The following is a 25,773-nucleotide window of genomic DNA, read 5'->3' on the forward strand; positions in this document are numbered from 1 at the left end:
TTAGCCTGTAAAGATTGGGTAAATAAGGCTAGTTTAGACAGAGATTGGAAATGTTAGTTAGACTGTTTTTTTACTTATTTTTTAACTTATTTCTTAAGTAAGAAGGTATTACGATAACGTTTGCTACCTTAAAGAAGTGATACGGCGCATTGCCGTTGTGGTGTAGCCCGACGCTCAAATTGGTCTTGGGTTCAAGACCAATTAATGAGGATCAGATCTACTTTCCAGATTTTCTACCCAAGCAAACTCGGCATCTCGGTCCTGCAAATTAAACAGCACCATCATCACCACCCAACGCAGGCGATCCAGCTCGGTTTCAACGTCTTCTTGAGGTCCCAACGCCAACATACGATCTATCACCATTTCACGAGCCTGCGGATCTAATATCCCACGTTGCTCAAAGTATAAGATCATGCCTTGGGCTTCTGCTGACATTAACAACTGTTCCTGCGGCGAAAAGACGCGCATGGAATCAGTCACTAAATCTTCAGCATTGCTGGACTCAGACGTGATTTCAACCAAACCATCAAGCCAGTCTATGGCCCCTTTGATTTCGCCGTCGGTAAAACCAACGTCTTCAAGGGCCTCGACCAGTGAGTCATTGGCGAGAATATGATTGCTTTCTTCGTCTTGGAAGTTTTCAAAGATATAGAGTAGTACATCGAGTACGTCTTCTTTCATTTAGCTCTCTTCTGTGGTTACTGGCAAGGCCAGGTTAAAAAGCAAGAGTAAAGCTAGATATACTACATGGTCGCTGTACAGGTGCTTAACGGACGCGCTGATAACCACCGGGCACACTAGCTATGTAGTTATTCAATTCTAACAACAATAACATATGGCTGACTACCTCTATTTCAAGGCCGCTGCGCTGAATAATGGTATCCGCACTAGTGGTGCTATCATCCACATACTGCAGAATTTCCTGATATTCCTTTTCTAAAACAAGGTCTTGTGCTTCAGCTTGCTCATTATGCTCTGTTTGCCAGGTTGCCAGTGCTCCCAATTCTTCGATAATTTCTTCGGCAGTTTCGACCAACTTGGCACCTTGTTTGATAATACTATGGCAACCACGAGCTAAGGTATTATGAATTGAACCAGGAATGGCAAATACTTCACGACCTTGCTCCATGGCCAATCTGGCAGTTATAAGGGAACCACTCCGAATGGCAGCTTCTACCACTAAAGTACCTAAGCTCATGCCGCAGATAATTCGATTGCGAACGGGGAAGTTACTGGCATTAACCGGAGTGCCTAACGCAAACTCAGAAACCAGCGCGCCTTGCTGACTAATTTGTATGGCCATCTCTTTATGGCGTGCAGGATAGACTCGATCAAGCCCTGTTCCTACTACCGCAATGGTCGGCTGACCAACATCTAATGCAGCCTGATGCGCAATTCCATCAACACCCAGTGCCATACCACTAGTTACGACTGCTCCCGCTGCCGCCAGCGTTTTAGCAAATTCACACGTATTATCTTTACCTTGTGCGGTAGGGTTTCTGCTACCTACGATCGCAATTTGATGGCGATTCAATAAACTTTTATCACCCTGTACAAACAATAATTTTGGTGGATCAGGAATTTCTCTAAGTAGAGCTGGGTAGTCACGACTAGTAATAGGAACCAAGGATTTATTTTCAGAATCGAACCACTCTAAGTCTTGATCGATTATATCGTCAGTTACCGAAGACAGCTTTTTTGCCAGGCCGGCACGAAAGCCATGCTCCTGTAATGCTTGTTCAGATAACTCGAACAGTTGGCCAATAGCATATCCAGCCTCAAGAAAAGCTAAAAGTTTATTGGCACCAATATTAATATGAGAAAGCGCCAACCAGTGGCGCAATTCGACTTGTTCCATAATGTTAAACACCTTCCTTGGTGATCAGATCTCTGTAAATTTTCTGCAGTTTATTTAATAAGGATTTTTAGCAACATCTAATAAATGTATAGGACGAGTAGCTTTCATAATTAATGCTAAGCTAACCTTGTCGTAAGTTTTGAAGATCATTAATGTTCCAGCATGCTCTTCAGGCAAAGTAACCTCAGCATCTTCGCCTCGCTCGGCTGCGATTTCATCATGAATCTTTTTACCACGCTGATAAACACTCAAGACATGGCCAGGTTCTAACCCATCGCGCGTCCCTTTATTTAAAGTTACAACGTTGTATTGGCCAATTTGTGAGACGCCGTCATAGACCGAAATAATCTGAGCCTTAACATCGGTATCAGGTGCACGTGGTGCATAGACCGGTGGTAATGGATTTTCATTACGAGGAAGCGCTACATCACCTTTCAAAATTTCTAATTTTGACTTTTTAATAGTCATGGTCGATGGATCGCCTTCACGGCTAATATTACCATTTGCCAGATAACGTGCTTCGACGCCTAATAATTCATCTGTTTCTGGATCACGGTATTCTTTACCCTTGCGGTATAAGCCATAGCTAGAGCCTGTACCAGAATTCAAACCTCTGATATAAACACGATCACCAAAGCCACCACTGATTAAGCGCTGTTCTTCCAAATCAACAACATAAGGAGCTGTGTCGAATACGGAAGGATCAACAACCATTTCATCGATTAGATAAGGTTTGATCATGCTTAAAGGAATGGTTGTGATAGCGTCGCCTTCAGAAAGAACGCGTGCTTCTGGACGTAATTTTATGGTGCCATCGCTAGCTTTAACAATATATGGCTTACCGTCGATATAAACCAGCTTCAGAATATCGCCAGGATAAATTAAGTGAGGATTCTCAACTTTAGGATTAACATGCCAGATTTCCGGCCATAACCATGGATCGGTCAGGAAAGTCGCCGAAATATCCCATAAGGTGTCACCCTTTTGGACAACGTAGGTGTCTGGATGATTATCACGCAACTCGGCAGTATGCGCGATCCCCCCAAATAAGACCGCTACCGAGGCAGTCAAAGCAATTATTAATTTTTTCATGGCTTTCCTTTGTAATTAACTGATATCGGATCCTATTGCGCTTACTATACCTCGAAAAAAAGCAATAGGAAATAGCCAAAACCCGACCTTCCAGTGTGCCTACAGGCCTTATCTAACAAGGTCAAAGTCTAAAAGGATCATCATCTTATCAACATTTCTTATCACATTACTACAACTTAATCACAGTCTAATCATAATTTTAAGCACTATCGCATTGATTTACTCTTTAAAATGGTCTTTGTCGCCGTAATTTATTATGATCTGACTCCCTGATGACACAGATTGATAGATCCATGGCTATTTTAGAGATTTTAGAGTTTCCAGACCCACGCTTACGCACTAAAGCCAAGCCGGTAACCGACTTTGGCGATGAACTGCAACAGCAAATTGATAGTATGTTTGAAACTATGTATGCCGCACCCGGTATAGGTCTGGCGGCAACTCAGGTCAATATTCATAAACAATTTTTTGTTATCGATGTTTCCGATGATAAAAGTGAGCCGTTAGTTTTTATCAATCCTCAAATTGTTGAAAAGCGCGGCGTTGAGGAAATGGAGGAGGGTTGTTTGTCGTTTCCTGGCGTTTACGCCAAGGTTCAGCGGGCCAATGAAATAGTGGTTAAAGCTTTGGATCGTCATGGTAAACCTTTTGAAATGGACACTGGCGAGCTACTGGCAGTCTGCATCCAACACGAAAACGACCATATCGAAGGCAAGCTTTTCGTTGATTACCTTTCGCCATTAAAGCGCAACCGTATTCGTAAAATGCTTGAAAAACAGCAAAACAACAATAGTAAGCACTTACATGCCAAATTCTCTTAAAGTCATCTTTGCTGGCACACCAGACTTCGCTACTGGCTCGTTAGCGGCGGTTTTAAAAAGCCATCACCAAGTAGTGGCGGTCTATACGCAACCCGATCGCAAGGCTGGGCGCGGCAAAAAAATCAGTATGAGTCCAGTCAAGGAGCTGGCTCTTGAACACGATATTCCAGTTGAGCAACCGATTAATTTCAAGTCGGAGGAATCATTGGCTCAGCTAGCCAGCTATGAGGCCGATGTCATGGTGGTGGTCGCTTATGGTCTATTGCTACCACAGTCGGTACTCGATACGCCCAGGCTCGGCTGTATCAATGTTCATGGCTCTCTACTACCGCGCTGGCGTGGTGCTGCGCCTATCCAAAGATCGATTCAGGCTGGCGATACCGAAACAGGTGTTACCATCATGCAAATGGAGGCTGGTCTGGATACCGGCCCAATGTTATTAACCGCTTCCTTACCCATCACCGAGCAAGACACTGGCTCCAGCCTGCATGACAAATTAGCCGAGCAGGGTGCACAACTGTTGGTCGAAGCCTTGGACAAGCTTTCAAATAATCAACTTAGCCCCACCCCGCAAGATGATAGTCTGGCAACTTATGCGCACAAACTAAGCAAGGCAGAAGCTCAACTGGACTGGCAGCTTAGTGCGCAAGAACTTGAGCGTACCATTCGAGCCTTTAATAGCTGGCCGGTTGCCTATAGCCTGATTGATGAAGCAACCGTCAGAATTTGGCAGGCAAATGTATGTCAGTCTCAAACCAAGTCTGAGCCCGGCGTTATTTTACAAGCTGACAGCAATGGCATTCTGGTTGCTTGTGGGCAGGATGGGTTGTTATTAACTGAGCTGCAGTTGCCGGGTTCTCGTGCCATGTCAGCCAAAGACCTGCTCAATGCCCCAAAAAACCAGCAATTATTTGCGCTCGGCCGCCAGTTTGCTAGTCTGTAGTAAGTAATTACACCACTCCTGTCGTTTGGAATAATTCTTTAGGGATACATCGTGCAGTCAACGCTTAATAAGCACACAGTAAACAGCCAACAACTTCGCCAACAGGCCTGTCTGGCGCTGCATGCGATTGCTTTTGAAGGCCGCTCAGCCAATGACGTGCTTAACAGCATTCAATTCGAGCAGGGTTCAGATAACAGCTTATTTCGTGCTCTGGTATTAGGCAGCTGTCGCTACTTTATTCGCCTCGAAAGCATTGCTAAACAATTACTGCAAAAGCCTTTCAAGCCCAAAGATCAGGATCTGCTTTGTCTGATTATTATTGGACTCTACCAACTGGAATACAGCCGTGTGCCCGATCATGCTGCTATTTCTGAAACCGTTTCTGTGTGCGAACAACTCAAAAAACCTTGGGCAACCAAGCTAGTCAATGGCGTCCTGCGTAATTTTGTTCGCCAACAACCAGAACTGCTCAGCCAAGCAGATTCAAACTGGGATACACGTTTTGCCATGCCTGACTGGTTAATTTCAGTGCTAAAACCTTATTACAAGGGGCAGATGGAATCGCTAATGGAGGCGATTAATCAGCAAGCACCCATGACATTACGCGTCAACCGCCAAAGAATCGGGCGCGATCAGTATTTGGAGCTTCTTCTCGAGCAAGGCTTGCCTGCCAGTACGCACCCTATTGCGACCAGTGCTTTGGTGTTAGAGCATCCGGTGAGTGTCGAACAACTGCCACACTTTTCTGACGGTTATGTTTCGGTACAAGATGCCGCCGCGCAGTTAGCTGCTGGAATCTTAGCGCCACCGCCTCATAGTATCGTTTTGGATGCTTGTGCTGCACCAGGCGGTAAAACCTGCCACCTACTAGAATTATGCGACAGCATAGCCCTAACTGCTTGCGATGTTGATCACGAGCGCTGTCAGCGTATTTCAGAAAACCTGCTTAGATTAGACTTATCTGCCAAGCTGGATTGTCAGGACTTAACTGACAGCAACTACCCTGACAATCATTTTGACGCTATATTGCTGGACGCGCCCTGTAGCGCAACCGGTGTTATTCGCCGCCACCCCGATATTAAGTTGTTACGCCATGCCAGCGACATCGATCAACTGGTTCAACTGCAACAACAGATTCTTGAGCATCTGTGGTGCAAACTTAAGGCGGGCGGGCGTTTACTCTATGCCACCTGTTCAATCTTGCCACAAGAGAATGAACAACAAATTACTCATTTCCTAGAGCGTCACAAGGATGCCAAATTAGTTTCTCTGAGCGAACAGATTCAGAATTTGTCGCATACAAAGACAGGCTGCCAGTTGATACCCGGCCAATTATCAATGGATGGCTTTTATTATGCTCTTCTGGAAAAAGCCAATAATTGAACAAAAACCCTTTAGATCAGATGCTTATAGCGTTAGCATAGGCAAAGCTAAGCGAATAATAAGGCAAGGATCTTAATTGTCGTTATGAAAATCATCATTCTCGGAGCCGGTCAGGTTGGCACAACATTAGCGCTTAACCTCGAAGGCGAGGATAACGACATCACGCTGATCGATACTGACAGCAAGCGTTTGCGTGATATCCAGGACCATCTGGACCTTCGTACTATTGTCGGTCACGGCGCTTATCCCGACGTTCTCTATAATGCCGGTATTGAAGATGCGGATATGCTGGTTGCTGTGACCAACAGCGATGAAGTTAATATGATCGCTTGTCAAATAGCCCACAGCCTTTATCAAACTCCCACTAAAATCGCTCGGATTCGATCACCCAACTACCACAACAAAGATATCATTTTTAAAGATAATCATATTCCTGTGGATGTTGTTATTAGCCCGGAAAAACTGGTTACGCAATACATTACTCGCCTGATTGAAAACCCTGGCGCTTTTCAGGTGCTTGATTTCGCCGAAGGCAAAGTTCGTTTAGTAGCAGTTCGTGCATATTACGGCGGCCCACTGGTGGGCAATGCTTTATCAGAATTAAAGCACCATTTACCCAATGTGGATTCCCGTGTTGCCGCTATTTTTCGTCGCGGTGCACCAATCGTACCTACCGGTCATACCATTATCGAAGCAGATGACGAAGTTTTCTTTCTTGCTGCTAAAAAACATATTCGTTCGGTGATGAGTGAGCTACAAAGACTGGAAAAAAACTATACCCGCGTCATGATTGCCGGTGGCGGCAACATTGGGGAAGGGCTTGCCAAGGCGTTAGAAAGCAAAATGCAGGTCAAGATCATTGAGCGAAGCCCAGAGCGAGCCCAGGAGTTGGCCGATGTGCTACATGATACTTTGGTGTTACAGGGCGATGTGTCTGATGAAGACATGCTGAAAGATGAAAACATCGGCGACTTTGATTTGTTTATAGCCGTTACCAATGATGATGAGGCCAACATTATGTCGGCCTTGCTGGCCAAAAAACTCGGTGTCCGCAAAACCATGGTGCTGATTAACCGAACCGCTTATGTCGATCTGATTCAGGGTCACCAGATTGATATCGCCATTTCACCGCAACAGGTCACCATCGGCAGTTTGCTCAAACATATTCGCCGGGGCCTGGTATCCAATGTCTATTCGTTACGGCGTGGTGCGGCGGAAGCTATTGAAGCAGTCGCCAAAGGTAATGAGCAAAGTTCTCTGGTAGTGGGGCGCACTATTGGTGAACTACCTTTACCGCCTGGAACTTCCATCGGTGCCATTGTGCGCGATGACCAGGTTCTGATTGCTCACGAAAATATTATTATTCGTGAAAATGACCATGTGGTGCTTTTCATGGTGGATAAAGCCTATATCCATGACGTTGAGCGCTTGTTCCAAGTCAATGTTACCTACTTCTAACCAGGCCTAGCCGCATGCAATACGCAACTATCATACGCATACTTGGGATACTGCTGATGATTTTCAGTATTACCATGTTGCCGCCTGCGATTGTTTCTGCAATCTACGAAGATGGAGGAGGTAGCGCTTTTATTAGCACCTTCCTACTATCCCTTATCACTGGCTTGGTTCTATTTTGGCCTAAAAGAAAGGCCAAAGCTGAATTAAAAATCCGTGATGGTTTCTTAATTGTTGTTCTGTTCTGGACGGTACTGAGTACCTTTGGTGCTGTTCCATTTATTCTGGCCCAGTCCCTGCCGGTTAGCTTGGCGGATGCAGTTTTTGAATCTTTCTCTGGCTTAACCACCACTGGCGCAACCGTTATTAGCGGCTTAGACGATTTGCCACACTCTATCCTCTTTTACCGCCAGCAGCTCCAATGGCTGGGTGGCATGGGTATTATCGTTCTAGCGGTCGCTATCTTGCCCTTACTCGGCATTGGTGGCATGCAGCTATACAGAGCCGAAATGCCCGGCCCTATGAAGGACAATAAACTGACACCACGAATTGCAGGTACTGCTAAAGCTCTTTGGTATATTTATCTAGGCATGACAATTGCATGTGCCTTAGCCTATTGGATAGCCGGCATGACCACTTTCGATGCTATTGCCCACAGCTTCTCCACGGTTGCCATAGGTGGCTTTTCTACTCATGATGCCAGTATTGGTTACTTTGATAGCAATGCTATTGAATTGATTTGTGCCTTCTTCATGTTTATCGCAGGAATTAATTTTGCCTTACACTTTATCTCTGTTCGCACACTAACCATTCGCCCTTACCTCAAAGATCCTGAGTTTAAAGGTTATTTCGCTATTTTGTGTATCGTCATTCTTTGTTGCACATCTGTTTTACTGTACTACCAGGAATACCCGTTCACTGATGCACTAGTCAAAAGTATTTTCCACTCAGTTTCGATTGCTACTACTGCTGGGTTTGCTAGTGCCGATTTCGCCACCTGGCCAACGTTGCTCCCAGTGTTATTAATTTTTGCCAGTTTCATTGGTGCCAGCGCAGGTTCTACCGGTGGAGGCATGAAAGTTATTCGAGTACTACTCCTGTTCAAACAAGGAATGCGTGAAATTAAACGCTTGATTCACCCCAATGGAATCTTTCTTATTAAGCTGGGTAAAGCGTCGGTTAATGATAGAGTGGTCCAGGCTGTCTGGGGATTTTTTGCAACTTATGTAGTTCTATTTGTGCTACTGATGCTCATCCTTCTAGCGGATGGGCTTGACCAAATTACCGCTTTCTCTGCTGTCGCGGCCTGTATGAATAACCTTGGCCCAGGTCTAGGAGATGTGGCAGTGAACTACAGCGGCTTAAGTGATTTAGCAAAATACGTACTAAGCTTTGCGATGCTGCTTGGCCGGCTTGAAATTTTTACGCTACTGGTCTTATTCACGCCTTATTTCTGGCGCCGTTAATCTCTTTTTCTATTTTCGATATATATTTTTCGAGCCATCTTCAGTGGTCTTAAAGCGTTTATAGGACCACTGATACTGCTCTGGAAATCTTCGAATTATGTTTTCCAAATGCTGATTTACTTTCTCAGCATACTTTAATTCTTCAACTTCTGGATTCATATCTAATGGCTCCAGATGAATATCAAACGTTCCTTTTTCATTTCTAATGGCTGCTATCTGATAGACTTCAGCGTTGCTTTTCTGCTGTACCTTTTGCACTAAGGTCATGGTTAAGGCTGGCTTACCAAAGAAAGGTACAAAAACACCTGCACGACGTCCTGGTTCCTGATCACTCAAAATAGCTGCAACATTACCTGCCTTTAATGATTCAATTAGGTGCATAACCCCTCTGCTATTACCTGCCACCATGGTGGTTGAGTTCTTGCAGCGGCCTTTACAGATCACTTCATCCATTTCTAATTGACGAGGAGGGCGATACATACAATGAAACTTATAGCGACTTCCTAAGTAATATAAAGCAACCTCCCAGTTACCAATGTGTGCCCCGGTTATCAAAACCCCTTTACCCTGAGCTAGGGTAGCTTTAACTTTCTCCTCGCCATAAATAGCATCGATCCAACTTTCGCCATTTTTATTACACCAAACCTTTGCAGCTTCTGAAAACAATTGACCAGTATGAGCCAGGCTCTGATCTACAATAGCTTCTTTTTTTTGGTTTGTTAGGTCGGGAAGGCAGATTTCTATATTGGTTTTACTGGTGGTAAAAGCACGGCTTTTATTCCAACGACTGATCTTGGCAAATAATTGACCGACCCATCTACCTAAAAATCTCGGCATAATCGAAAACAACCGAATCATCGTTCGAATAAAAAAAACCTTAGTAGGGCTGGAAATTACCGCTTTACCTTTTGCCATTAAATACTCTACCTATAAAAAAATGCCGGCTTAACCGGCATTTAGTATAACTCGAATGTGTCTTACTGTGCTTGTTCGATTGGAAACTTGCTCAGCATATAGTCTAATTTCTCATAGCTTTCAATTTTGTATTTTTGGTTCACTACAAACATTGGGAAGCTGGATACTTTGAATTCACGAGCCAATTTCTTTGCATGTTGAACTTTATTTTCTACCGCAAATGAAGAGTAGGCTTTTTCGAATTCTTCTTTTGTTACACCAGCAGCCTCAAAAATCGGAACTAACTCTTCTTTAGATTTAACTATCTTTTTCTGAGCATGCCACTGATTGAAAATTGCTGGATGTACTTTATCTAACACACCTAATACTTCCGCCGTGTAATAACCATAAGTTAAATGCGCCACTTGCGGTAAAAACACTGGCACTTGCTTGAAGCTAACCTCAGCTGGTTTGGTTGGCTCCCACTTATGCAAAAAACCCTCTACGTTGTAGCAGTGTGGGCATGTGTACGAGAAAAACTCCATCACCTCAGGCTTGCTTACGCCCTTAGCCCCCGAAATAACAGAAAAATCTTTACCTTCCTTCGCCTGGCTAGCGCTTGTAGCTTCTGCGCAAGCCACTTGGGTTAATGCCAATAATGCTAAAGCAGCACTAAATAATGTTTTTAATTTCATTGGTGTCTCCGGTTTACTCAACGGTTACAGATTTAGCCAGATTTCTCGGCTGGTCAACATCTGTACCTTTAATAATAGCTACATAATAAGATAATAACTGCATTGGGATGGTGTATACCATCGGTGCAGTAATTGTATACTGACTCTTTATTGGAAAGACGGTTATACCATCCGAACTCTGAATATTAGCTGACTCATCGGCAAAAACAAAGAGTTGACCGCCCCTAGAGCGAACTTCTTCTATATTTGACTTCAGTTTTTCCAGCAAATTATCCTTGGGCGCAACAACCACAATCGGCATTTCTTTGTCGATTAACGCTAACGGACCGTGCTTTAACTCACCGGCAGCATAGGCTTCTGCATGAATATAGGATATTTCTTTTAACTTTAAGGCAGCTTCCATAGCAATTGGATACTGCTGACCGCGTCCAAGAAATAGTGTGTGATGCTTTTCTGCAAATCGTTCCGACAAATCCTCAATCGCTTCAGCCTGGTCTAATGCTGCCTGGATTTCGCTTGGAAGATGTTCGAGTGCCTCAGCGATTGATTTTTCTTTTGACTCTTCAAGTCCCTGCGCTTTTCCGATAGTGACCATCAATAACATCAATGATACTAGCTGCGCAGTGAAAGCCTTAGTTGAGGCTACACCAATTTCTGTTCCTGCACGTGTCAATAATGTAAAGTCTGACTCTCGTACCATTGATGAAGCAGGAGAATTACAAACGGTTAATGTTCCTAAGTAACCCTGTTCTTTTGCTTTCTTTAAAGCTGCCATTGTATCCGCTGTTTCCCCTGATTGGGAAATGGTGACAAACAAACTGTTAGGTAACACCGCTGTTTGTCTATAGCGATATTCACTGGCAATTTCCACCAAACATGGAATCTGTAGATAATCCTCAATCCAATATTTAGCAACTAATGCTGCGTGGTAACTGGTACCACAAGCAATAATTTGGATAGCTTTAGTATCGGCAAAAACCTTATTTGCGTTTGCACCAAGAGTCTCAATAATAATCTTGTGATTCACTAACCGACCCTCAAGGGTGTCATTCACTACTTGAGGTTGCTCGAAGATTTCTTTCAACATGAAATGGCGAAAACGCCCTTTATCTACAGCGTCATGCTGGATATCTGACTTTTCAAAATCACGCTCAACTTTTTGGCCATTACTATCTAATATAGTTACGCCGTCTCTGCGAACTTCAGCCACCTCACCTTCTTCAAGGTAAATAAAGTCTCGGGTTACAGGAAGTAGGGCAAGTTGGTCGGATGCGACAAAGTATTCACCTATACCTTTTCCAATTACTAATGGACTTCCCGATCGTGCTACCACCATTTTATCTGGCTCGTTGGTATCTATCGCTACAGTGCCGTATGCACCATCTAGCTTTTTAGTCGTTTTTTGTAATGCTTCTAATAACGAGTGACTCGTCTTAAGCTCTTCATGCAAGCAGTGCGCCATTACCTCAGTGTCAGTATCTGAGCTAAACACATAACCTTTCGCTTTTAACTCATCTCGTAACTCATCGTGGTTTTCAATTATTCCGTTATGGACTAAAGCAATATTATCTTCTGACATATGAGGATGAGCGTTGCGTTCGCTCGGTTCGCCATGAGTTGCCCAGCGGGTGTGGGCGATACCTAAACCACCAGGTAGGGGAGTTTCCTGCAGTGCTTGATCAAGCTCAGAAACCTTTCCCAGTCGGCGTAATCGCTGGATCTTATTATCATTATAAATAGCCAATCCTGCCGAGTCATATCCTCGATACTCGAGACGTTTCAAGCCTTCCACTAAAATTTGGCTAACATCTCTTTGCGCAATAGCTCCAACAATGCCACACATTTATTTGCTGTCCTCATGATCTTTCTTAGTTTGTTTTTTTACTGGTCTTTGCCAGCCTTCGACGTGCTTTTGGGCAACGCGACTGATACAAAGTTCCCCTGCGGCTACGTCTTTTGTAACAGTGGTTCCTGCTCCTATAGTAGCTCCTTTACCAATTTTTAATGGGGCCACCAACTGGGAGTCCGACCCAATAAATACATTATCTTCGACTACCGTCTTATGCTTGTTGGCGCCATCATAATTACAGGTGATCACACCCGCACCAATATTTACCCCTTGGCCTACCTCGGCATCTCCAATATAACTTAAATGACTGGCTTTACTGGCAGAGCCCAACACCGCATTTTTAGTTTCCACAAAATTACCAATAAAAGCACCCTGCTTTAATTCAGTTCCAGGTCTAATTCTTGCAAATGGTCCTACTGAACAATCTGCCTCTATCACAGCACCTTCTATTATACTGTTTGGTTTAATAATGCAGTTTGGGCCAATTTTGGAGTTAATAATAATACTGTTAGCGCCTATCAAAGTTCCTCGACCGATTGTCACGTCACCTTCTGTAACCACATTGATATCTATTACCACGTCGGCCGCACAACTTAAATTACCTCTTACATCAAAGCGAGCAGGGTCGATTAAAGTAACCCCTTCACTCATAAGCTTCTCTGCTCGTTGTTTTTGGTAGGCTCGCTCTAATTGAGCCAGTTGAACGCGACTATTAACACCCTCAACTTCGATAGCCGAAGCGGGGTGGCAGGCCCGAACACCGCCTTCTGCCGCAGCCATCGCAATCGTGTCCGTTAAGTAGTACTCGCCTTGCGCATTATTATTATCAATATTTGCCAGCCACTTAGTAATATTCTTCGAACCCACCGCCAGGATACCGGTGTTAACTTCGTTAATCGCTAACTGCTCCATACTGGCATCTTTTTGCTCAACGATAGCTGTCACTCGTCCTTCGCTATTACGAATTATTCGACCATAACCAGAAGGGTCTTTTAGTTTTACGGTAAGTAGCCCAAGGCCTTGATTAGGTTGAGCATCTATTAATTGCTTCAAGGTTTCTTTGCTAATGAGCGGAACATCGCCATACAACACCAAAACCTGATTACCTGCAGTGACTAAAGGTAATGCCTGGTCTACCGCATGACCAGTCCCGAGCTGTTCCGATTGTTCGGCAATCAGAATATTCTGCTGCTCAACACTGGCTTTGACCTGTTCAATTTCATGTCCTGCTACGACAATGACCTGTTCTGGCTCTAGTTGCTGTGCAGCGTCAATAACGTGCTGAAGCATGCTTTTGCCTGCAATTTTATGCAGAACCTTTGGCATGTTGGACTGCATACGAGTTCCTTTACCCGCAGCGAGAATAACGACACTTAAACCCATAATTTATTCATGATTCCTAAATAAGCGCGCATTTTAGCACTTTTAACTGTTTTTTAACTCCAGTTACAATATTTTTTTATAAGATCGAATCAAGGTCTCACTTATATCACTTTCTATTTATCATAAAAAAAGGTGGCCAGAGCCACCTTTTTGATTTCGATCGACAATTAAAAATTACTTACCAGCTTTCTTTCTAATAGCTCGTAAGGTTCTTAACTGTGCTACAGCCTCTGCAAGTTCAGCCGCGGCTTTAGAGAACTCAATCTCAGAGCTTTGATCCTGAAGTGCTTCGCGGGCCATTTTTTCCGCTTCCAGAGCTTTCGCTTCATCCACATCTTCTGCACGCACTGCTGTATCAGCTAGCACCGTCACAACATGTGGTAAAACTTCAAGCATACCACCAGAAACAAAGAAGAATTCTTCTTCGCCACCTGGTAACGTGACCTTGATTGGCCCTGGGTTCAGGGACGTTAGCAAAGGGGCGTGGCCTGGTTCAACACCAAGCTCACCCAAGTCACCGTTTGCAATCAATCGCTCAACTTTACCTGAGAAGATTGATTCCTCGGCGCTAACGATATCCAAATGTACTGTCATTGCCATTAGGTCCCCCTAATTTTAGGGCTGGATTAAATATTTTTAGCCTTTTCAACCGCTTCTTCGATTGAGCCGACCATGTAAAATGCTTGCTCAGGTAAGTGATCGTATTCACCGTTCAAAATACCTTTAAAGCCACTAATGGTGTCTTTTAGCGATACGTATTTACCAGGGGCGCCAGTGAATACTTCTGCTACGAAGAATGGTTGCGACAAGAAACGTTGGATTTTACGAGCACGAGCAACAGTTTGCTTATCTTCTTCAGATAGCTCATCCATACCCAAAATCGCAATAATATCCTTCAATTCTTTATAACGCTGCAATACACCTTGTACGCCACGAGCGACATCATAATGCTCGCTACCAATCACTAATGGATCTAGCTGACGAGAGGTTGAGTCTAATGGGTCAACCGCAGGGTAAATACCAAGCTCTGCAATTTGACGAGACAATACAACGGTCGCATCCAAGTGAGCAAAGGTGGTTGCAGGTGATGGATCCGTCAAGTCATCCGCAGGTACGTATACTGCCTGAATCGATGTAATCGAACCAGTTTTAGTCGATGTAATACGCTCCTGAAGAACACCCATTTCTTCCGCTAGAGTTGGCTGATAACCTACCGCAGAAGGCATACGACCCAATAGTGCAGATACCTCAGTACCGGCTAGCGTATAACGATAGATGTTATCGATAAACAATAGTACGTCACGACCTTCATCACGGAATTTTTCAGCCATTGTTAAACCAGTCAAAGCAACACGTAGACGGTTACCTGGTGGTTCGTTCATCTGACCATATACCAATGATACTTTATCGATAACGTTAGAATCTGTCATTTCGTGGTAGAAATCGTTACCCTCACGAGTACGCTCACCAACACCGGCAAATACTGAATAACCAGAGTGCTCAATCGCAATGTTACGAATAAGCTCCATCATGTTTACTGTTTTACCAACACCAGCACCACCGAATAGACCGACTTTACCACCCTTAGCGAATGGACAAACCAAATCGATTACTTTAATACCAGTTTCTAGCAATTCGTTTGCAGGTGCTAACTCTTCTAGCTTAGGCGCTTTACGGTGAATAGACATACGCTCTTTTTCACCGATAGGACCTTTCTGATCGATAGGCTCACCTAGCACATCCATGATACGACCAAGGGTTTCTTTACCCACAGGTACCTGAATTGGCGCGCCAGTATTGGTTGCTTCTAAGCCACGACGTAAACCGTCAGATGCACCCATAGCAATACAACGAACTACACCATCACCTAACTGCTGCTGAACTTCTAGAGTCAGTTCAGTAGCTTTAACGAACAATGCGTCGTACACCTTTGGTACGCTATCACGCGGGAACTCAACGTCGATAACCGCGCCGATAATTTCTACAATCTTACCTGTGCCCATATTGATTTCCTCAATCTTAAGCTTTAAAAACTTTTCAATAAATTATTGCGTTATACCGCAGCCGCACCTGCACAAATCTCAGAAAGCTCCTGAGTAATCGCAGCCTGACGAGCTTTGTTATATACCAATTCAAGATCGTCAATAAGATCACCGGCGTTATCAGAGGCTGCTTTCATCGCAACCATACGCGCCGCTTGTTCACATGCGATATTTTCAACCACAGCTTGATAAACCTGAGACTCGATAAAACGAACCATCAATTTATCTAACAAAGGCTTAGCTTCTGGCTCATACAAATAATCCCAGTGATGCTTAAGCTCATCGTCTTCACCAGCCGGAAGTGGCAGTAATTGCTCAACTTCAGGACTTTGGGTCATTGAGTTAACAAACTCATTGGTGACCACGAATAAACGATCGATACGCTTTTCATCATAGGCTTTTAGCATAACCTTAACTGAACCAATCAGATCCTCGATTTCAGGTGTGTCACCTAAGTTCGAAGTCTTAGCAACCACAGAACCACCAAACTTGCGGAAGAATGAAGTCGCTTTGTTGCCGATTAGGCACAAGTCAATTTCGATATCCTGTTCCGACCAGGTTTTCATATCGTTTAGCGCTGCCTTGAATAAGTTGATATTCAAACCACCACATAAACCACGGTCTGTGGATACGACAATATAACCAACACGTTTTACGTCTCGCTCAGAAACGTAAGCATGTCGGTATTCTGGAGTACCTTGTGCAATGTGCTTGATCACGTTGCGAATTTTCTCGGCATAAGGACGAGAAGCCGCCATACGATCTTGCGCTTTACGCATTTTACTAGCAGCAACCATTTCCATTGCTGAAGTAATTTTTTGCGTATTTTTAATCGACCCTATTTTGGTACGAATCTCTTTAGCGCCTGACATAGTATATTTCCAGTCTTAATCTAATTAATTGGTTAATGCACAAAAGGGTGCTAAGCACCCCATTGTTTTTTACCAAGTTTGGGTAGCCTTAAATTTGGTTACCGCTGCTTCAAGTTTCTCTGCAACTTCGTCGTTATAATCACATTTTTCATTGATTTCTTTCAACAAGTCAGCATGTTGATTCTTGAAGTAATCTAACAATGCAGATTCGAAGTCACCGATCTTGCTAATTTCAACGTCTTTCAAGTGACCTTTTTCAGCTGAGTACAATGAAACTGCCATTTCTGCTACCGAAAGGGGCGCATACTGGTGCTGTTTCATCAATTCAGTAACACGTTGACCGTGTTCTAGCTGAGCTCGAGTCGCATCATCAAGATCCGAAGCAAACTGAGCAAACGCCGCAAGTTCACGATACTGAGCCAATGCAAGACGAACACCACCACCAAGCTTCTTGATGATTTTAGTCTGTGCTGCACCACCTACACGAGATACCGACAGACCGGCGTTAACCGCTGGACGAATACCTGCGTTGAACAAGTCAGTTTCCAAGAAAATCTGACCATCCGTAATAGAGATTACGTTAGTTGGTACGAAAGCAGAAACGTCACCAGCTTGAGTTTCAATGATTGGCAATGCGGTCAATGAACCTGTTTTGCCTTTTACTTCACCGTTTGTAATCTTTTCAACATGTTCAGCGTTAATACGCGATGCACGTTCTAGAAGACGAGAGTGTAAGTAGAATACGTCACCAGGATATGCTTCACGACCTGGAGGGCGACGTAGCAACAACGAGATTTGACGATAAGCCCAAGCTTGCTTGGTTAAGTCATCATAAACAATCAAGCCATCTTCGCCGCGGTCACGGAAGTACTCACCCATGGTGCAGCCAGCAAATGGAGCAATAAATTGCAATGCAGCCGCATCGGAAGCAGTTGCAGCAACAATGATGGTGTGATCCATCGCGCCGTGCTCTTCCAATTTACGAACAATACCAGCAACAGTTGATGCTTTTTGACCAACAGCAACATAAACACAGATAACGCCAGTGCCTTTCTGGTTGATAATGGCATCTACCGCAATCGCAGTTTTACCTGTTTGACGGTCACCAATAATCAACTCACGCTGTCCACGACCAACTGGGATCATGGCGTCAATTGATTTAATACCGGTCTGTACAGGTTGATCAACTGATTTACGTTCAATTACACCTGGTGCAATTTTCTCAACTGGTGAGAAGCCGTCATTTTCAATTGGACCTTTGCCATCAATTGGGTTACCAAGAGCATCAACCACACGGCCTAAAAGACCTCGGCCGACTGGCACTTCCAAAATACGGCCAGTACATTTAGCCGTCATACCTTCAACGATATCAGTATAGTCACCCAGAACAACAGCACCGACAGAGTCGCGCTCAAGGTTTAAGGCCATACCGTACTTACCGCCTGGCAATTCAATCATTTCACCAGCCATAACGTCGGTTAGGCCGTGAATACGTAAAATACCGTCAGACACACTGACGATAGTACCTTCATTGCGAGCTTCACTCACGACTTCAAAAGAGTCGATTCGATTTTTAATTAGCTCGCTAATTTCTGATGGATTCAGTTGCACACTCATGCTTCTTCCTCACTAAGCTCTTAGCGTTTCGGAAAGCTTGTTGAGCTTACCGCGTACGGATCCGTCAATAACCATATCACCAGCCTTAATAACAAGACCACCAATCATGGACGAATCTACCTGTGTTTGAATATTAACTTTACGACCAAGTTTTGCCGTTAACTTTTCAGTTAAACGTTGCAATTGCTCATCGTTAAGCGCTGTCGCAGAAATTACTTCTACATCAACTGCCTTGTCATAGTCCGCCTTTAATACTTCAAAACGGCCTTTTATTGCTGGCAAAGCTTGTAAACGATGGTTTCTTGCAAGTAACTTGATAAAGTTTTCAACCTTATCAGTTATCTGACCTTCACTTATTTTCAAAAGCACTTCACCTTTTTGCTCAGCAGAAAGGGAAGGGTTACTAATAATTGTGGCCACGTCGTCGTTGCTAACGGCTTGAGCGACAAAATCTAACATGCTTGCCCACTCAGATACATCCTGAGCGCCAAGAGCATATTCGAATGCTGCTTTTGCGTATGGTCTTGCAATAGTAGTCAGCTCAGCCATAGTTAACCCTTATAACTCTTTTACTAGCTTGTCGAACAAGTCGTTGTTCGCAGCTGCGTCTATATTACGCTCGATTACTTTCTCGGCACCAGCTACAGCCAAGGTAGCCACTTTCGAGCGAAGCTGTTCGCGAGCGCGGTTAACTTCTTGCTCAATTTCAGCCATAGCGCCATTCTTGATTTTATCGGCTTCGGTACGAGCATCGCCCTTAGCAGAGTCAACAATTTCAGCATGACGTTTTTTGGCAGAGTCAACAATCTCTGCTGACTGTTGCTTTGCTTCACGCAACAATTCAGCCGCTTTCTCTTGAGCCAGCTCAAGGTCTTTCTGGCTTCTTTCAGAAGCAGCTAGACCTTCAGCAATCTTGTCCTGACGTTCTTTGATAGCCTTAATAATGAAAGGCCATACAAACTTCATGCAGAACCACACAAAGCCGACAAAGAAAATCATGTTAATAAATAGGGTAGCGTTGATATTCACGTCTATTCCCCCTCTAGTTGGTTAATCAAAAGTAATCGTTCGGTTGTTTGAATTAACCAATCAATGATTGCAACTGAGCAACATATGGGCTTGCAAATGTGAACCACATACCGATACCAATACCGATCATGGTTACCGCATCAAGAAGACCCGCAACTAGGAACATTTTGGTTTGCAACATAGGAGCTAGTTCTGGCTGACGAGCAGAAGCTTCTAGAAACTTACCACCTAAAAGACCAAAACCAATCGCAGTACCTAAAGCACCAAGACCTAAAATCAACAACACACCTAATGCTGTAAACGCGAACAAAGTTTCCATTGTTTCCTCCAATCGAGAAATAAAGTTAAATGTTAAAACTAAAAGTAAAACCTAAAAATAAAACTCTTTTGTTTAGTGGCAAGTCGTTACGACACGCCTCTAGCAACTAGTGATCTTCGTGCGCCATGCTTAAGTAAACAATGGTTAACATCATGAAGATAAAGGCTTGTAGCGTGATAACCAAAATATGGAAAATTGCCCATATCATGTAGGAAATACCACCACCAACAATTCCGCCAATGCCCGCGCTCATCAATACCGCGATTAAGATAAAGATCAGCTCACCCGCATATAGGTTACCGAACAAACGCAGTGCTAATGAAACTGGTTTTGCTAACAGACCAATGGACTCCATCAGGAAGTTCACAGGAATGAGCAAAACTTGAACGAATTTATTCTTGCTTGAGAAAGGGTGCAGCGTTAACTCACCAATGAAGCCGCCAAAACCCTTAACCTTAATGCTGTAGAAGATAATCAGAACGAACACACCTAATGACAAACTAAAAGTTATGTTTGCGTCAGTGGTTGGAACCACTTTTAGATAATCCGCACCAGCCTGACTTGCTGCCCATGGCAATAAATCCACCGGAACCAAATCCATCAGATTCATTAAGAAAATCCAAACAAAAATGGTTAAAGCGAGCGGTGCAATCATTGGGTTGCGACCGTGGAAGGTATCTTTAACACTTTTATCCACAAACTCAACAATCATTTCTACGAATGACTGCCAGCGACCCGGGTTTTCGATTTTCGCATTTTTCGCGACACGCCAAAACGAAAAGCAGAAAAGGGCACCTAATATAAATGAAAAGAATAAGCTATCGATGTTAAAGGTCCAGAACCCTGCATCTTGACAATGATTCCATACCCAGCCTTCATCTGTCTTACACACTTGTGCGTTTTGCAGATGGTGCTTGATATATTCAACACTTGTTGGATTTTCTGATGAAGCCATTTTGAAGCCTTCTCTTTATCAACGTGTCTTAATTAAGACGATTTAACAATTAAGGGTGCAAACAACTGAGACAACACGATAATCACATAGCCGATTAACAGTGATGGTGGATGCACCGGTAATACTGCAAACGCAACTGCCAGCAAGCCAATCGCCAACAAAATCTTCAAGCTTTCCGCAAATTTGAACGCTTTTTGAATTTCGTGTGCTGCTTGTGCCCCTGACTTTCTAAATACTATTGTGGCAAAAATGAAGTGAAGGATAACTGCTATTAAGCTTCCCACACCTAGCGAGACACTCACTTCCCACGATATTAGCAAACCCACTAACACTAAAACCAAGCTAATACCGAATTGAAGTTGAACCATTTTGTAGGCCTGAGCTCGACCTTTCTTTGCTAATGATTCACTCATAAGGAGTTGCCCCATCCCCATGCTATATAGCATAGGCTCACCACATATTCGGGCGGCAAGTATAAAGATTTAGTGCCCTTTAATCAACCAAACCACCTCGAAAAAGCACAAAATTTAAAGGCTATTCAGCCTCCCACCTATTAGCACAGCTAATGCCCCTATAATTTGTGCTTCAATCCTCTTTAATACCTAGATGTTGTAGTATTCCATCAAGCTCATCCAAACTGTGGTAGTTAATAACCAAGCTTCCTTTGCCTTTATTGCCGTGGTTAATAGCCACGCTGGCCCCGATTTTTTCGGATAACTGCTCTTCTAAGGACTTGATGTGGTGATCTTTTTCCGCGGCTTTCGTTTTTTTCTTCGGTTCATTGATATTTCGAACCAGTTTTTCCGTTTCACGTACTGTCATTGCCTTAGCAACAACTATCTTGGCTGCCTCGGTTTGTCTGGCCGGCTCAAGCGACAGTAGAGCCCGGGCATGGCCCATTTCCAGATCACCGCGTTCTAATAAGGTCTTACAGTGTTCGCTTAATTGCATTAACCGTAATAAGTTGGTCACCGTAGTGCGGCTTTTACCTACTGCGTCAGCGGTTTGTTGGTGGGTTAAATCAAACTCTTCCATCAATCTGTGTAGCGCATAAGCTTCTTCCATCGCATTGAGATCTTCGCGCTGAATGTTCTCAATCAACGACATCGCAATGGCAGCTTCATCCGGCACTTCTTTGATAATTACCGGGACTTCATGCAGTCCAGCTCTTTGTGCCGCACGCCAGCGACGTTCACCAGCTATAATTTCATATTTGTCTTTCCCAACGGAGCGAATAACGATCGGCTGGATCATGCCTTGAGCCCTAATAGAGTCGGCCAGCTCGTCCAAACCTTCCTCTGTCATAACCCGACGAGGTTGGTACTGACCAGGCTGCAAGAACTCAATCGGCATTTCTCTTAAATGACGCTCAGCTTCAGTCGCCTCGTTAGCCGCACCATCGCCACTTTTCTTAGCTTGAGGTTTGCTCATGGCTCCACCAAGCAGAGCATCTAAACCTTTTCCTAATCCTCGCTTACTCATTCTGATCCTCTGTCACTCAATATTCTTCTGTGGTCGCACAGATTAAACCGCTTGGGCCTTGTTGCGACGAATGATTTCACCAGCCAATGCTAAATAGGCTTTTGAACCGCTCGAACCTCTGTCATGGTACATTACTGGAACACCAAAACTTGGCGCTTCAGCCAGACGCACATTACGCGGAATAACAGTTCGATAAACTTTATCAGCAAAGTGATTGAACAGTTGTCGCGAGACTTCCAGCGACAAACGATTCCTTGGATCGTACATAGTTCTTAAAATACCCTCGATCTCTAAATCGGGGTTAATGTGATCCTGAACCTGACCAATTGTATTTAATAGTGCAGACAAGCCTTCCAACGCATAATACTCACATTGCATTGGGATAATCACTGAGTCCGCCGCCACCAGAGAATTCAGTGTCAGCATGTTTAAAGAAGGAGGGCAGTCAATCAATACATAATCATAATAACGGTTTATTTGCTGTATAACCTGACGCAAGCGTTTTTCTTTATCGTCTAACTTTAACAAATGAACTTCGGCAGCGGTCAGATCAGCATTAGCTGGCAACACGTCAAATTTTCCAGCTTCTGAAAGCACAATATGACTTTTTGCCTCAACTGGCTCCATTAGTGAATCATAGACCGAAAGCTCCAGATCACCTTTTTCGACACCAGAGCCCATGGTTGCATTACCTTGCGGATCCATATCAACCAGCAGTACACGCTTACCTTCCTCGGCTAAAGATGCAGCCAGGTTTACGCTGGTGGTTGTTTTACCAACACCGCCTTTTTGATTTGTAATGGCAATTACATGCGCCACGCTTCACCTCTTATTCTATTTGTGCAGCTTGGTTACTGCTTCTGTTTTAAATAGATAAACCAACGACTTGCATTGACACCCGGCAACTTGACTTCATTAGCCTTAACTAACTCAGCGGTTTCCGGCAATTCATCAAGTTCTTGCTGTGGGTATTGACCCTTCATCGCTAACCAATGACCATGCTCTGTAAGCAGGTGCCCCGTCCATTGCACCATGTCGGACAGGCTGGCAAAAGCGCGCGAAAGAATGCAAGCATACCCTGATTGATTCTCAAAGTCTTGTACTCGCTGATTTATCACCGTCACATTATTCAAGCCCAACTCGTAGACCACCTGTTTCAGAAAACGGGTCTTTTTACTGTTGGTATCGAGCAGTGTGAACTGTTTTTCAGGATTTAAAATTGCCAGTGGAATTCCCGGCAAACCTCCTCCGGTGCCTACATCCAACAAAGAACTATAATCTTTAATCGCTGGACTCACTGCCACTGAGTCAAGCAAATGCAAATCCAGCGCTTCCTTCGGATTGGTTATAGCTGTTAGATTAAATGCCTTGTTCCACTTGAGTAGTAAAGAAAGATAATTGAGTAAGCGCTCACTTTCTTCTTTTGATGAATCTATACCTATATTCTGACATTTTTGGTTAAAGGTATCTTGAAGCTTTAATAATTCCGAATTCACAAGCAATGTCTTCTTAAAATAGTTATTGGTACCAATCGTGCATTACACCAAAGATTAACAAGGTAGGTCTCATAAATGATTTTTTATGCAGACTTTAAATGCTGGCGTTTTTTCAAGTGCACTAATAACAACGAAATAGCCGCCGGGGTCACTCCTGATACACGACCGGCCTGGCCAATGGTTTCAGGTTTGATATTCATCAGCTTTTGTACCACCTCGTTGGAAAGCCCTTTGACCTGACTGTAATCGAGATCCTTTGGCAGTACTGTATTCTCATTACGTAGGCTGCGTTCAATTTCGTCTTTTTGACGATCAATATAGCCAGAATATTTGATTTGTATTTCTACCTGTTCCGCCACTTTTGCGGGTACCGGCTGCTCAATCATGCCAGGCAATGCCATCAAACCAGCATAGGTCACATCAGGACGGCGTAACAATTCTTCACCTTTATAGGCACGACTTAAGGGCTTTTCTAATTGTTGATTCAGTTGCTGACCGGCAGGGCTGTCAGGTTGAACCACTAAGTTTTTGATACGGGCTGTTTCTCGCTCAATAGCTTCTTTCTTGTCACTAAAGGCCGACCAGCGATCATCGCTCACCATCCCCAGTTCACGTCCTTTTTCGGTCAGACGTAAATCTGCGTTATCTTCGCGTAAAATTAAACGGTATTCCGCTCTTGAGGTAAACATACGGTAAGGTTCTTGAGTTCCACGGGTAATTAAGTCATCGATCAAGACCCCGATATAGGCTTGATCGCGACGCGGTGACCAGGCTTCTTTGTCTTGTACTTGCAGCGCTGCATTCATACCCGCAATCAAGCCCTGCGCACCGGCTTCTTCATAGCCTGTGGTGCCATTTATCTGACCGGCAAAGAACAAACCATCAATAAACTTAGTTTCCAATGAGGCTTTTAAGTCACGAGGATCGAAATAGTCATATTCAATGGCATAACCGGGACGGGTTATATGCGCATTTTCAAAGCCTTTAATTGAGCGCACCAGATCCATTTGCACATCAAACGGCAAGCTGGTGGAAATCCCATTAGGGTAGAGCTCATTACTGTTTAAGCCTTCTGGCTCGACAAAAATCTGGTGACTGTTTTTGTCACTGAAACGCATGATTTTGTCTTCAATAGAAGGGCAGTAGCGTGGGCCAACCCCTTCGATTACACCTGAGTACATCGGCGAACGATCCAGACCGCTTCGAATAATGTCATGTGTGGCATCGTTAGTATGCGTTATCCAGCAAGAAATCTGTCGCGGATGCTGGTCAGCTGTCCCCATAAAAGAGAAGGTTGGTACAGGGTTATCACCTGCCTGTTCTTCCATCACTGAAAAATCAACACTTTTAGCGTCTATGCGTGGCGGAGTACCTGTTTTCAGCCGATCAACACGGAATGGTAATTCACGTAAACGGTCGGCCAATGCAATGGAAGGAGGATCGCCTGCCCGGCCACCGGAATGATTCTGCATGCCTATATGAATCAAACCGCCTAAAAAGGTACCCACGGTCAACACCACAGATGGCGCATAGAAATCCAAACCCATTTGGGTTTTAACCCCTTGCACCTTGTCCTGCTCAACGATTAGATCAACTACAGCATTCTGGAAGATGGTCAAATTAGGTTGGTTTTCTAAAATTTCACGAATGGCGCTTCGGTATAAGCCGCGATCTGCTTGCGCCCGGGTCGCTCTAACTGCAGGGCCTTTGCTGGCATTGAGGGTTCTGAATTGAATGCCGGCACGGTCAATAGCCTGCGCCATGGCACCGCCCAAAGCATCAATTTCTTTAACTAAATGGCCTTTACCAATCCCGCCTATCGCTGGATTACAGGACATTTGGCCAAGTGTTTCAATATTATGCGTTAGTAATAAGGTTTTCACGCCCATACGAGCTGAAGCCAAAGCTGCCTCGGTGCCAGCATGGCCTCCACCAATCACAATTACTGAATATTTTTCTGGGTAACGCATAATTTACAATCTCTAATTAAATCTTGATATCTGGTTTATATAAACAAAACCCCTTTCCTATAAAGGGAGCGAGATCATACCTATCTTTGTATAACTTTTGAACAGTTTTTCACATTGAATTCACTTCTTTTTATTAGTTTTTCACTAGCTTT

25 protein-coding genes are annotated in these 25,773 nt (G+C 44.0%); 5 read left to right on the forward strand and 20 right to left on the reverse strand.

Going from position 1 to position 25,773, the window contains the following annotated elements; genetic code table 11:
* Window positions 1-201: 201 nt before the first annotated feature.
* From KKOR_RS13125 to KKOR_RS13135, 3 genes are all read right to left on the reverse strand, one after another.
* The gene (locus KKOR_RS13125; protein ID WP_015781628.1) at window positions 202-681 is read right to left on the reverse strand and encodes a DUF494 family protein; all 480 of its coding nucleotides are present in this window, start codon (window positions 679-681) and stop codon (window positions 202-204) included.
* An 85-nt stretch (window positions 682-766) separates the two neighbouring features.
* Window positions 767-1,858, reverse strand: coding sequence for a DNA-processing protein DprA (dprA, locus tag KKOR_RS13130; protein WP_015781629.1), 1,092 nt, complete (start codon window positions 1,856-1,858; stop codon window positions 767-769).
* Window positions 1,859-1,912: 54 nt separating this feature from the next.
* Entirely contained in the window at window positions 1,913-2,950 is a 1,038-nt protein-coding gene (locus KKOR_RS13135; protein WP_015781630.1) for a LysM peptidoglycan-binding domain-containing protein, read from the reverse strand.
* 293 nt (window positions 2,951-3,243) lie between these two features.
* On the opposite strand from KKOR_RS13135, the gene def reads away from it, so the two are divergent.
* From def to KKOR_RS13160, 5 genes are all read left to right on the forward strand, one after another.
* Window positions 3,244-3,771, forward strand: a complete 528-nt coding sequence (gene def, locus KKOR_RS13140; RefSeq protein ID WP_015781631.1) for a peptide deformylase — start codon at window positions 3,244-3,246, stop codon at window positions 3,769-3,771.
* On the forward strand, window positions 3,755-4,714 hold the full coding sequence (gene fmt / locus KKOR_RS13145) for a methionyl-tRNA formyltransferase (RefSeq protein ID WP_015781632.1): 960 nt from the start codon (window positions 3,755-3,757) through the stop codon (window positions 4,712-4,714). Before def ends, fmt begins: the two co-directional genes overlap by 17 nt.
* Window positions 4,715-4,765: 51 nt before the next feature.
* A complete protein-coding gene (gene rsmB / locus KKOR_RS13150; RefSeq protein ID WP_015781633.1) occupies window positions 4,766-6,097 on the forward strand; it encodes a 16S rRNA (cytosine(967)-C(5))-methyltransferase RsmB in 1,332 nt (443 codons plus the stop codon).
* An 84-nt stretch (window positions 6,098-6,181) separates the two neighbouring features.
* Entirely contained in the window at window positions 6,182-7,555 is a 1,374-nt protein-coding gene (gene trkA, locus KKOR_RS13155) for a Trk system potassium transporter TrkA (RefSeq protein ID WP_015781634.1), read from the forward strand.
* Between the two features lie 14 nt (window positions 7,556-7,569).
* Window positions 7,570-9,018 carry a TrkH family potassium uptake protein gene (locus KKOR_RS13160; RefSeq protein WP_015781635.1) on the forward strand — a complete coding sequence of 483 codons (1,449 nt, stop codon included), beginning with the start codon at window positions 7,570-7,572 and terminating at the stop codon, window positions 9,016-9,018.
* Window positions 9,019-9,027: 9 nt separating this feature from the next.
* Here the strand turns inward: KKOR_RS13160 and KKOR_RS13165 are convergent, their stop codons facing one another.
* The 17 genes from KKOR_RS13165 to mnmG all read right to left on the reverse strand — a co-directional run bounded on the left by KKOR_RS13165 (window position 9,028) and on the right by mnmG (window position 25,621).
* Entirely contained in the window at window positions 9,028-9,933 is a 906-nt protein-coding gene (locus KKOR_RS13165) for a lysophospholipid acyltransferase family protein (protein WP_015781636.1), read from the reverse strand.
* Window positions 9,934-9,995: 62 nt separating this feature from the next.
* On the reverse strand, window positions 9,996-10,607 hold the full coding sequence (locus KKOR_RS13170; RefSeq protein WP_015781637.1) for a thiol:disulfide interchange protein DsbA/DsbL: 612 nt from the start codon (window positions 10,605-10,607) through the stop codon (window positions 9,996-9,998).
* Between the two features lie 13 nt (window positions 10,608-10,620).
* Window positions 10,621-12,450 carry a glutamine--fructose-6-phosphate transaminase (isomerizing) gene (gene glmS / locus KKOR_RS13175; protein WP_015781638.1) on the reverse strand — a complete coding sequence of 610 codons (1,830 nt, stop codon included), beginning with the start codon at window positions 12,448-12,450 and terminating at the stop codon, window positions 10,621-10,623.
* Window positions 12,451-13,839: a bifunctional UDP-N-acetylglucosamine diphosphorylase/glucosamine-1-phosphate N-acetyltransferase GlmU gene (gene glmU, locus KKOR_RS13180; protein ID WP_015781639.1), complete on the reverse strand. Its 1,389-nt coding sequence runs from the start codon at window positions 13,837-13,839 to the stop codon at window positions 12,451-12,453.
* A gap of 174 nt (window positions 13,840-14,013) precedes the next feature.
* Window positions 14,014-14,439, reverse strand: coding sequence for a F0F1 ATP synthase subunit epsilon (locus KKOR_RS13185; protein WP_015781640.1), 426 nt, complete (start codon window positions 14,437-14,439; stop codon window positions 14,014-14,016).
* Between the two features lie 26 nt (window positions 14,440-14,465).
* Entirely contained in the window at window positions 14,466-15,842 is a 1,377-nt protein-coding gene (gene atpD / locus KKOR_RS13190) for a F0F1 ATP synthase subunit beta (RefSeq protein WP_015781641.1), read from the reverse strand.
* A 50-nt stretch (window positions 15,843-15,892) separates the two neighbouring features.
* Complete coding sequence (atpG, locus tag KKOR_RS13195) at window positions 15,893-16,753, reverse strand: F0F1 ATP synthase subunit gamma (RefSeq protein ID WP_015781642.1); 861 nt, start codon at window positions 16,751-16,753, stop codon at window positions 15,893-15,895.
* Between the two features lie 69 nt (window positions 16,754-16,822).
* Window positions 16,823-18,370: a F0F1 ATP synthase subunit alpha gene (gene atpA / locus KKOR_RS13200; protein ID WP_015781643.1), complete on the reverse strand. Its 1,548-nt coding sequence runs from the start codon at window positions 18,368-18,370 to the stop codon at window positions 16,823-16,825.
* 12 nt (window positions 18,371-18,382) lie between these two features.
* A complete protein-coding gene (locus tag KKOR_RS13205; protein WP_015781644.1) occupies window positions 18,383-18,919 on the reverse strand; it encodes a F0F1 ATP synthase subunit delta in 537 nt (178 codons plus the stop codon).
* 9 nt (window positions 18,920-18,928) lie between these two features.
* Window positions 18,929-19,399 carry a F0F1 ATP synthase subunit B gene (locus KKOR_RS13210; protein ID WP_015781645.1) on the reverse strand — a complete coding sequence of 157 codons (471 nt, stop codon included), beginning with the start codon at window positions 19,397-19,399 and terminating at the stop codon, window positions 18,929-18,931.
* Window positions 19,400-19,451: 52 nt separating this feature from the next.
* Complete coding sequence (atpE, locus tag KKOR_RS13215; protein WP_015781646.1) at window positions 19,452-19,718, reverse strand: F0F1 ATP synthase subunit C; 267 nt, start codon at window positions 19,716-19,718, stop codon at window positions 19,452-19,454.
* A gap of 106 nt (window positions 19,719-19,824) precedes the next feature.
* Window positions 19,825-20,673, reverse strand: coding sequence for a F0F1 ATP synthase subunit A (gene atpB, locus KKOR_RS13220; protein WP_015781647.1), 849 nt, complete (start codon window positions 20,671-20,673; stop codon window positions 19,825-19,827).
* A 32-nt stretch (window positions 20,674-20,705) separates the two neighbouring features.
* The gene (locus KKOR_RS13225) at window positions 20,706-21,086 is read right to left on the reverse strand and encodes an ATP synthase subunit I (RefSeq protein ID WP_015781648.1); all 381 of its coding nucleotides are present in this window, start codon (window positions 21,084-21,086) and stop codon (window positions 20,706-20,708) included.
* Between the two features lie 172 nt (window positions 21,087-21,258).
* Window positions 21,259-22,161, reverse strand: coding sequence for a ParB/RepB/Spo0J family partition protein (locus tag KKOR_RS13230; protein ID WP_323740325.1), 903 nt, complete (start codon window positions 22,159-22,161; stop codon window positions 21,259-21,261).
* A gap of 36 nt (window positions 22,162-22,197) precedes the next feature.
* The gene (locus KKOR_RS13235) at window positions 22,198-22,974 is read right to left on the reverse strand and encodes a ParA family protein (RefSeq protein WP_015781650.1); all 777 of its coding nucleotides are present in this window, start codon (window positions 22,972-22,974) and stop codon (window positions 22,198-22,200) included.
* Between the two features lie 32 nt (window positions 22,975-23,006).
* The gene (rsmG, locus tag KKOR_RS13240; RefSeq protein ID WP_015781651.1) at window positions 23,007-23,651 is read right to left on the reverse strand and encodes a 16S rRNA (guanine(527)-N(7))-methyltransferase RsmG; all 645 of its coding nucleotides are present in this window, start codon (window positions 23,649-23,651) and stop codon (window positions 23,007-23,009) included.
* Between the two features lie 83 nt (window positions 23,652-23,734).
* Complete coding sequence (mnmG, locus tag KKOR_RS13245) at window positions 23,735-25,621, reverse strand: tRNA uridine-5-carboxymethylaminomethyl(34) synthesis enzyme MnmG (protein ID WP_015781652.1); 1,887 nt, start codon at window positions 25,619-25,621, stop codon at window positions 23,735-23,737.
* Window positions 25,622-25,773 lie beyond the last annotated feature (152 nt).

It is taken from the genome of Kangiella koreensis DSM 16069, from assembly GCF_000024085.1.
GTDB lineage: Bacteria > Pseudomonadota > Gammaproteobacteria > Enterobacterales > Kangiellaceae > Kangiella > Kangiella koreensis.

What these genes read in the sequence shown, in the direction of transcription:
- KKOR_RS13125 (WP_015781628.1), bottom strand. Translation starts at nt 681, where the DNA reads ATGAAAGAAGACGTACTCGATGTACTACTCTATATCTTTGAAAACTTC.
- dprA (WP_015781629.1), bottom strand. Translation starts at nt 1,858, where the DNA reads ATGGAACAAGTCGAATTGCGCCACTGGTTGGCGCTTTCTCATATTAAT.
- KKOR_RS13135 (WP_015781630.1), bottom strand. Translation starts at nt 2,950, where the DNA reads ATGAAAAAATTAATAATTGCTTTGACTGCCTCGGTAGCGGTCTTATTT.
- def (WP_015781631.1), top strand. Translation starts at nt 3,244, where the DNA reads ATGGCTATTTTAGAGATTTTAGAGTTTCCAGACCCACGCTTACGCACT.
- fmt (WP_015781632.1), top strand. Translation starts at nt 3,755, where the DNA reads ATGCCAAATTCTCTTAAAGTCATCTTTGCTGGCACACCAGACTTCGCT.
- trkA (WP_015781634.1), top strand. Translation starts at nt 6,182, where the DNA reads ATGAAAATCATCATTCTCGGAGCCGGTCAGGTTGGCACAACATTAGCG.
- KKOR_RS13160 (WP_015781635.1), top strand. Translation starts at nt 7,570, where the DNA reads ATGCAATACGCAACTATCATACGCATACTTGGGATACTGCTGATGATT.
- KKOR_RS13165 (WP_015781636.1), bottom strand. Translation starts at nt 9,933, where the DNA reads ATGGCAAAAGGTAAAGCGGTAATTTCCAGCCCTACTAAGGTTTTTTTT.
- KKOR_RS13170 (WP_015781637.1), bottom strand. Translation starts at nt 10,607, where the DNA reads ATGAAATTAAAAACATTATTTAGTGCTGCTTTAGCATTATTGGCATTA.
- glmS (WP_015781638.1), bottom strand. Translation starts at nt 12,450, where the DNA reads ATGTGTGGCATTGTTGGAGCTATTGCGCAAAGAGATGTTAGCCAAATT.
- glmU (WP_015781639.1), bottom strand. Translation starts at nt 13,839, where the DNA reads ATGGGTTTAAGTGTCGTTATTCTCGCTGCGGGTAAAGGAACTCGTATG.
- KKOR_RS13185 (WP_015781640.1), bottom strand. Translation starts at nt 14,439, where the DNA reads ATGGCAATGACAGTACATTTGGATATCGTTAGCGCCGAGGAATCAATC.
- atpD (WP_015781641.1), bottom strand. Translation starts at nt 15,842, where the DNA reads ATGGGCACAGGTAAGATTGTAGAAATTATCGGCGCGGTTATCGACGTT.
- atpG (WP_015781642.1), bottom strand. Translation starts at nt 16,753, where the DNA reads ATGTCAGGCGCTAAAGAGATTCGTACCAAAATAGGGTCGATTAAAAAT.
- atpA (WP_015781643.1), bottom strand. Translation starts at nt 18,370, where the DNA reads ATGAGTGTGCAACTGAATCCATCAGAAATTAGCGAGCTAATTAAAAAT.
- KKOR_RS13205 (WP_015781644.1), bottom strand. Translation starts at nt 18,919, where the DNA reads ATGGCTGAGCTGACTACTATTGCAAGACCATACGCAAAAGCAGCATTC.
- atpE (WP_015781646.1), bottom strand. Translation starts at nt 19,718, where the DNA reads ATGGAAACTTTGTTCGCGTTTACAGCATTAGGTGTGTTGTTGATTTTA.
- atpB (WP_015781647.1), bottom strand. Translation starts at nt 20,673, where the DNA reads ATGGCTTCATCAGAAAATCCAACAAGTGTTGAATATATCAAGCACCAT.
- KKOR_RS13225 (WP_015781648.1), bottom strand. Translation starts at nt 21,086, where the DNA reads ATGAGTGAATCATTAGCAAAGAAAGGTCGAGCTCAGGCCTACAAAATG.
- mnmG (WP_015781652.1), bottom strand. Translation starts at nt 25,621, where the DNA reads ATGCGTTACCCAGAAAAATATTCAGTAATTGTGATTGGTGGAGGCCAT.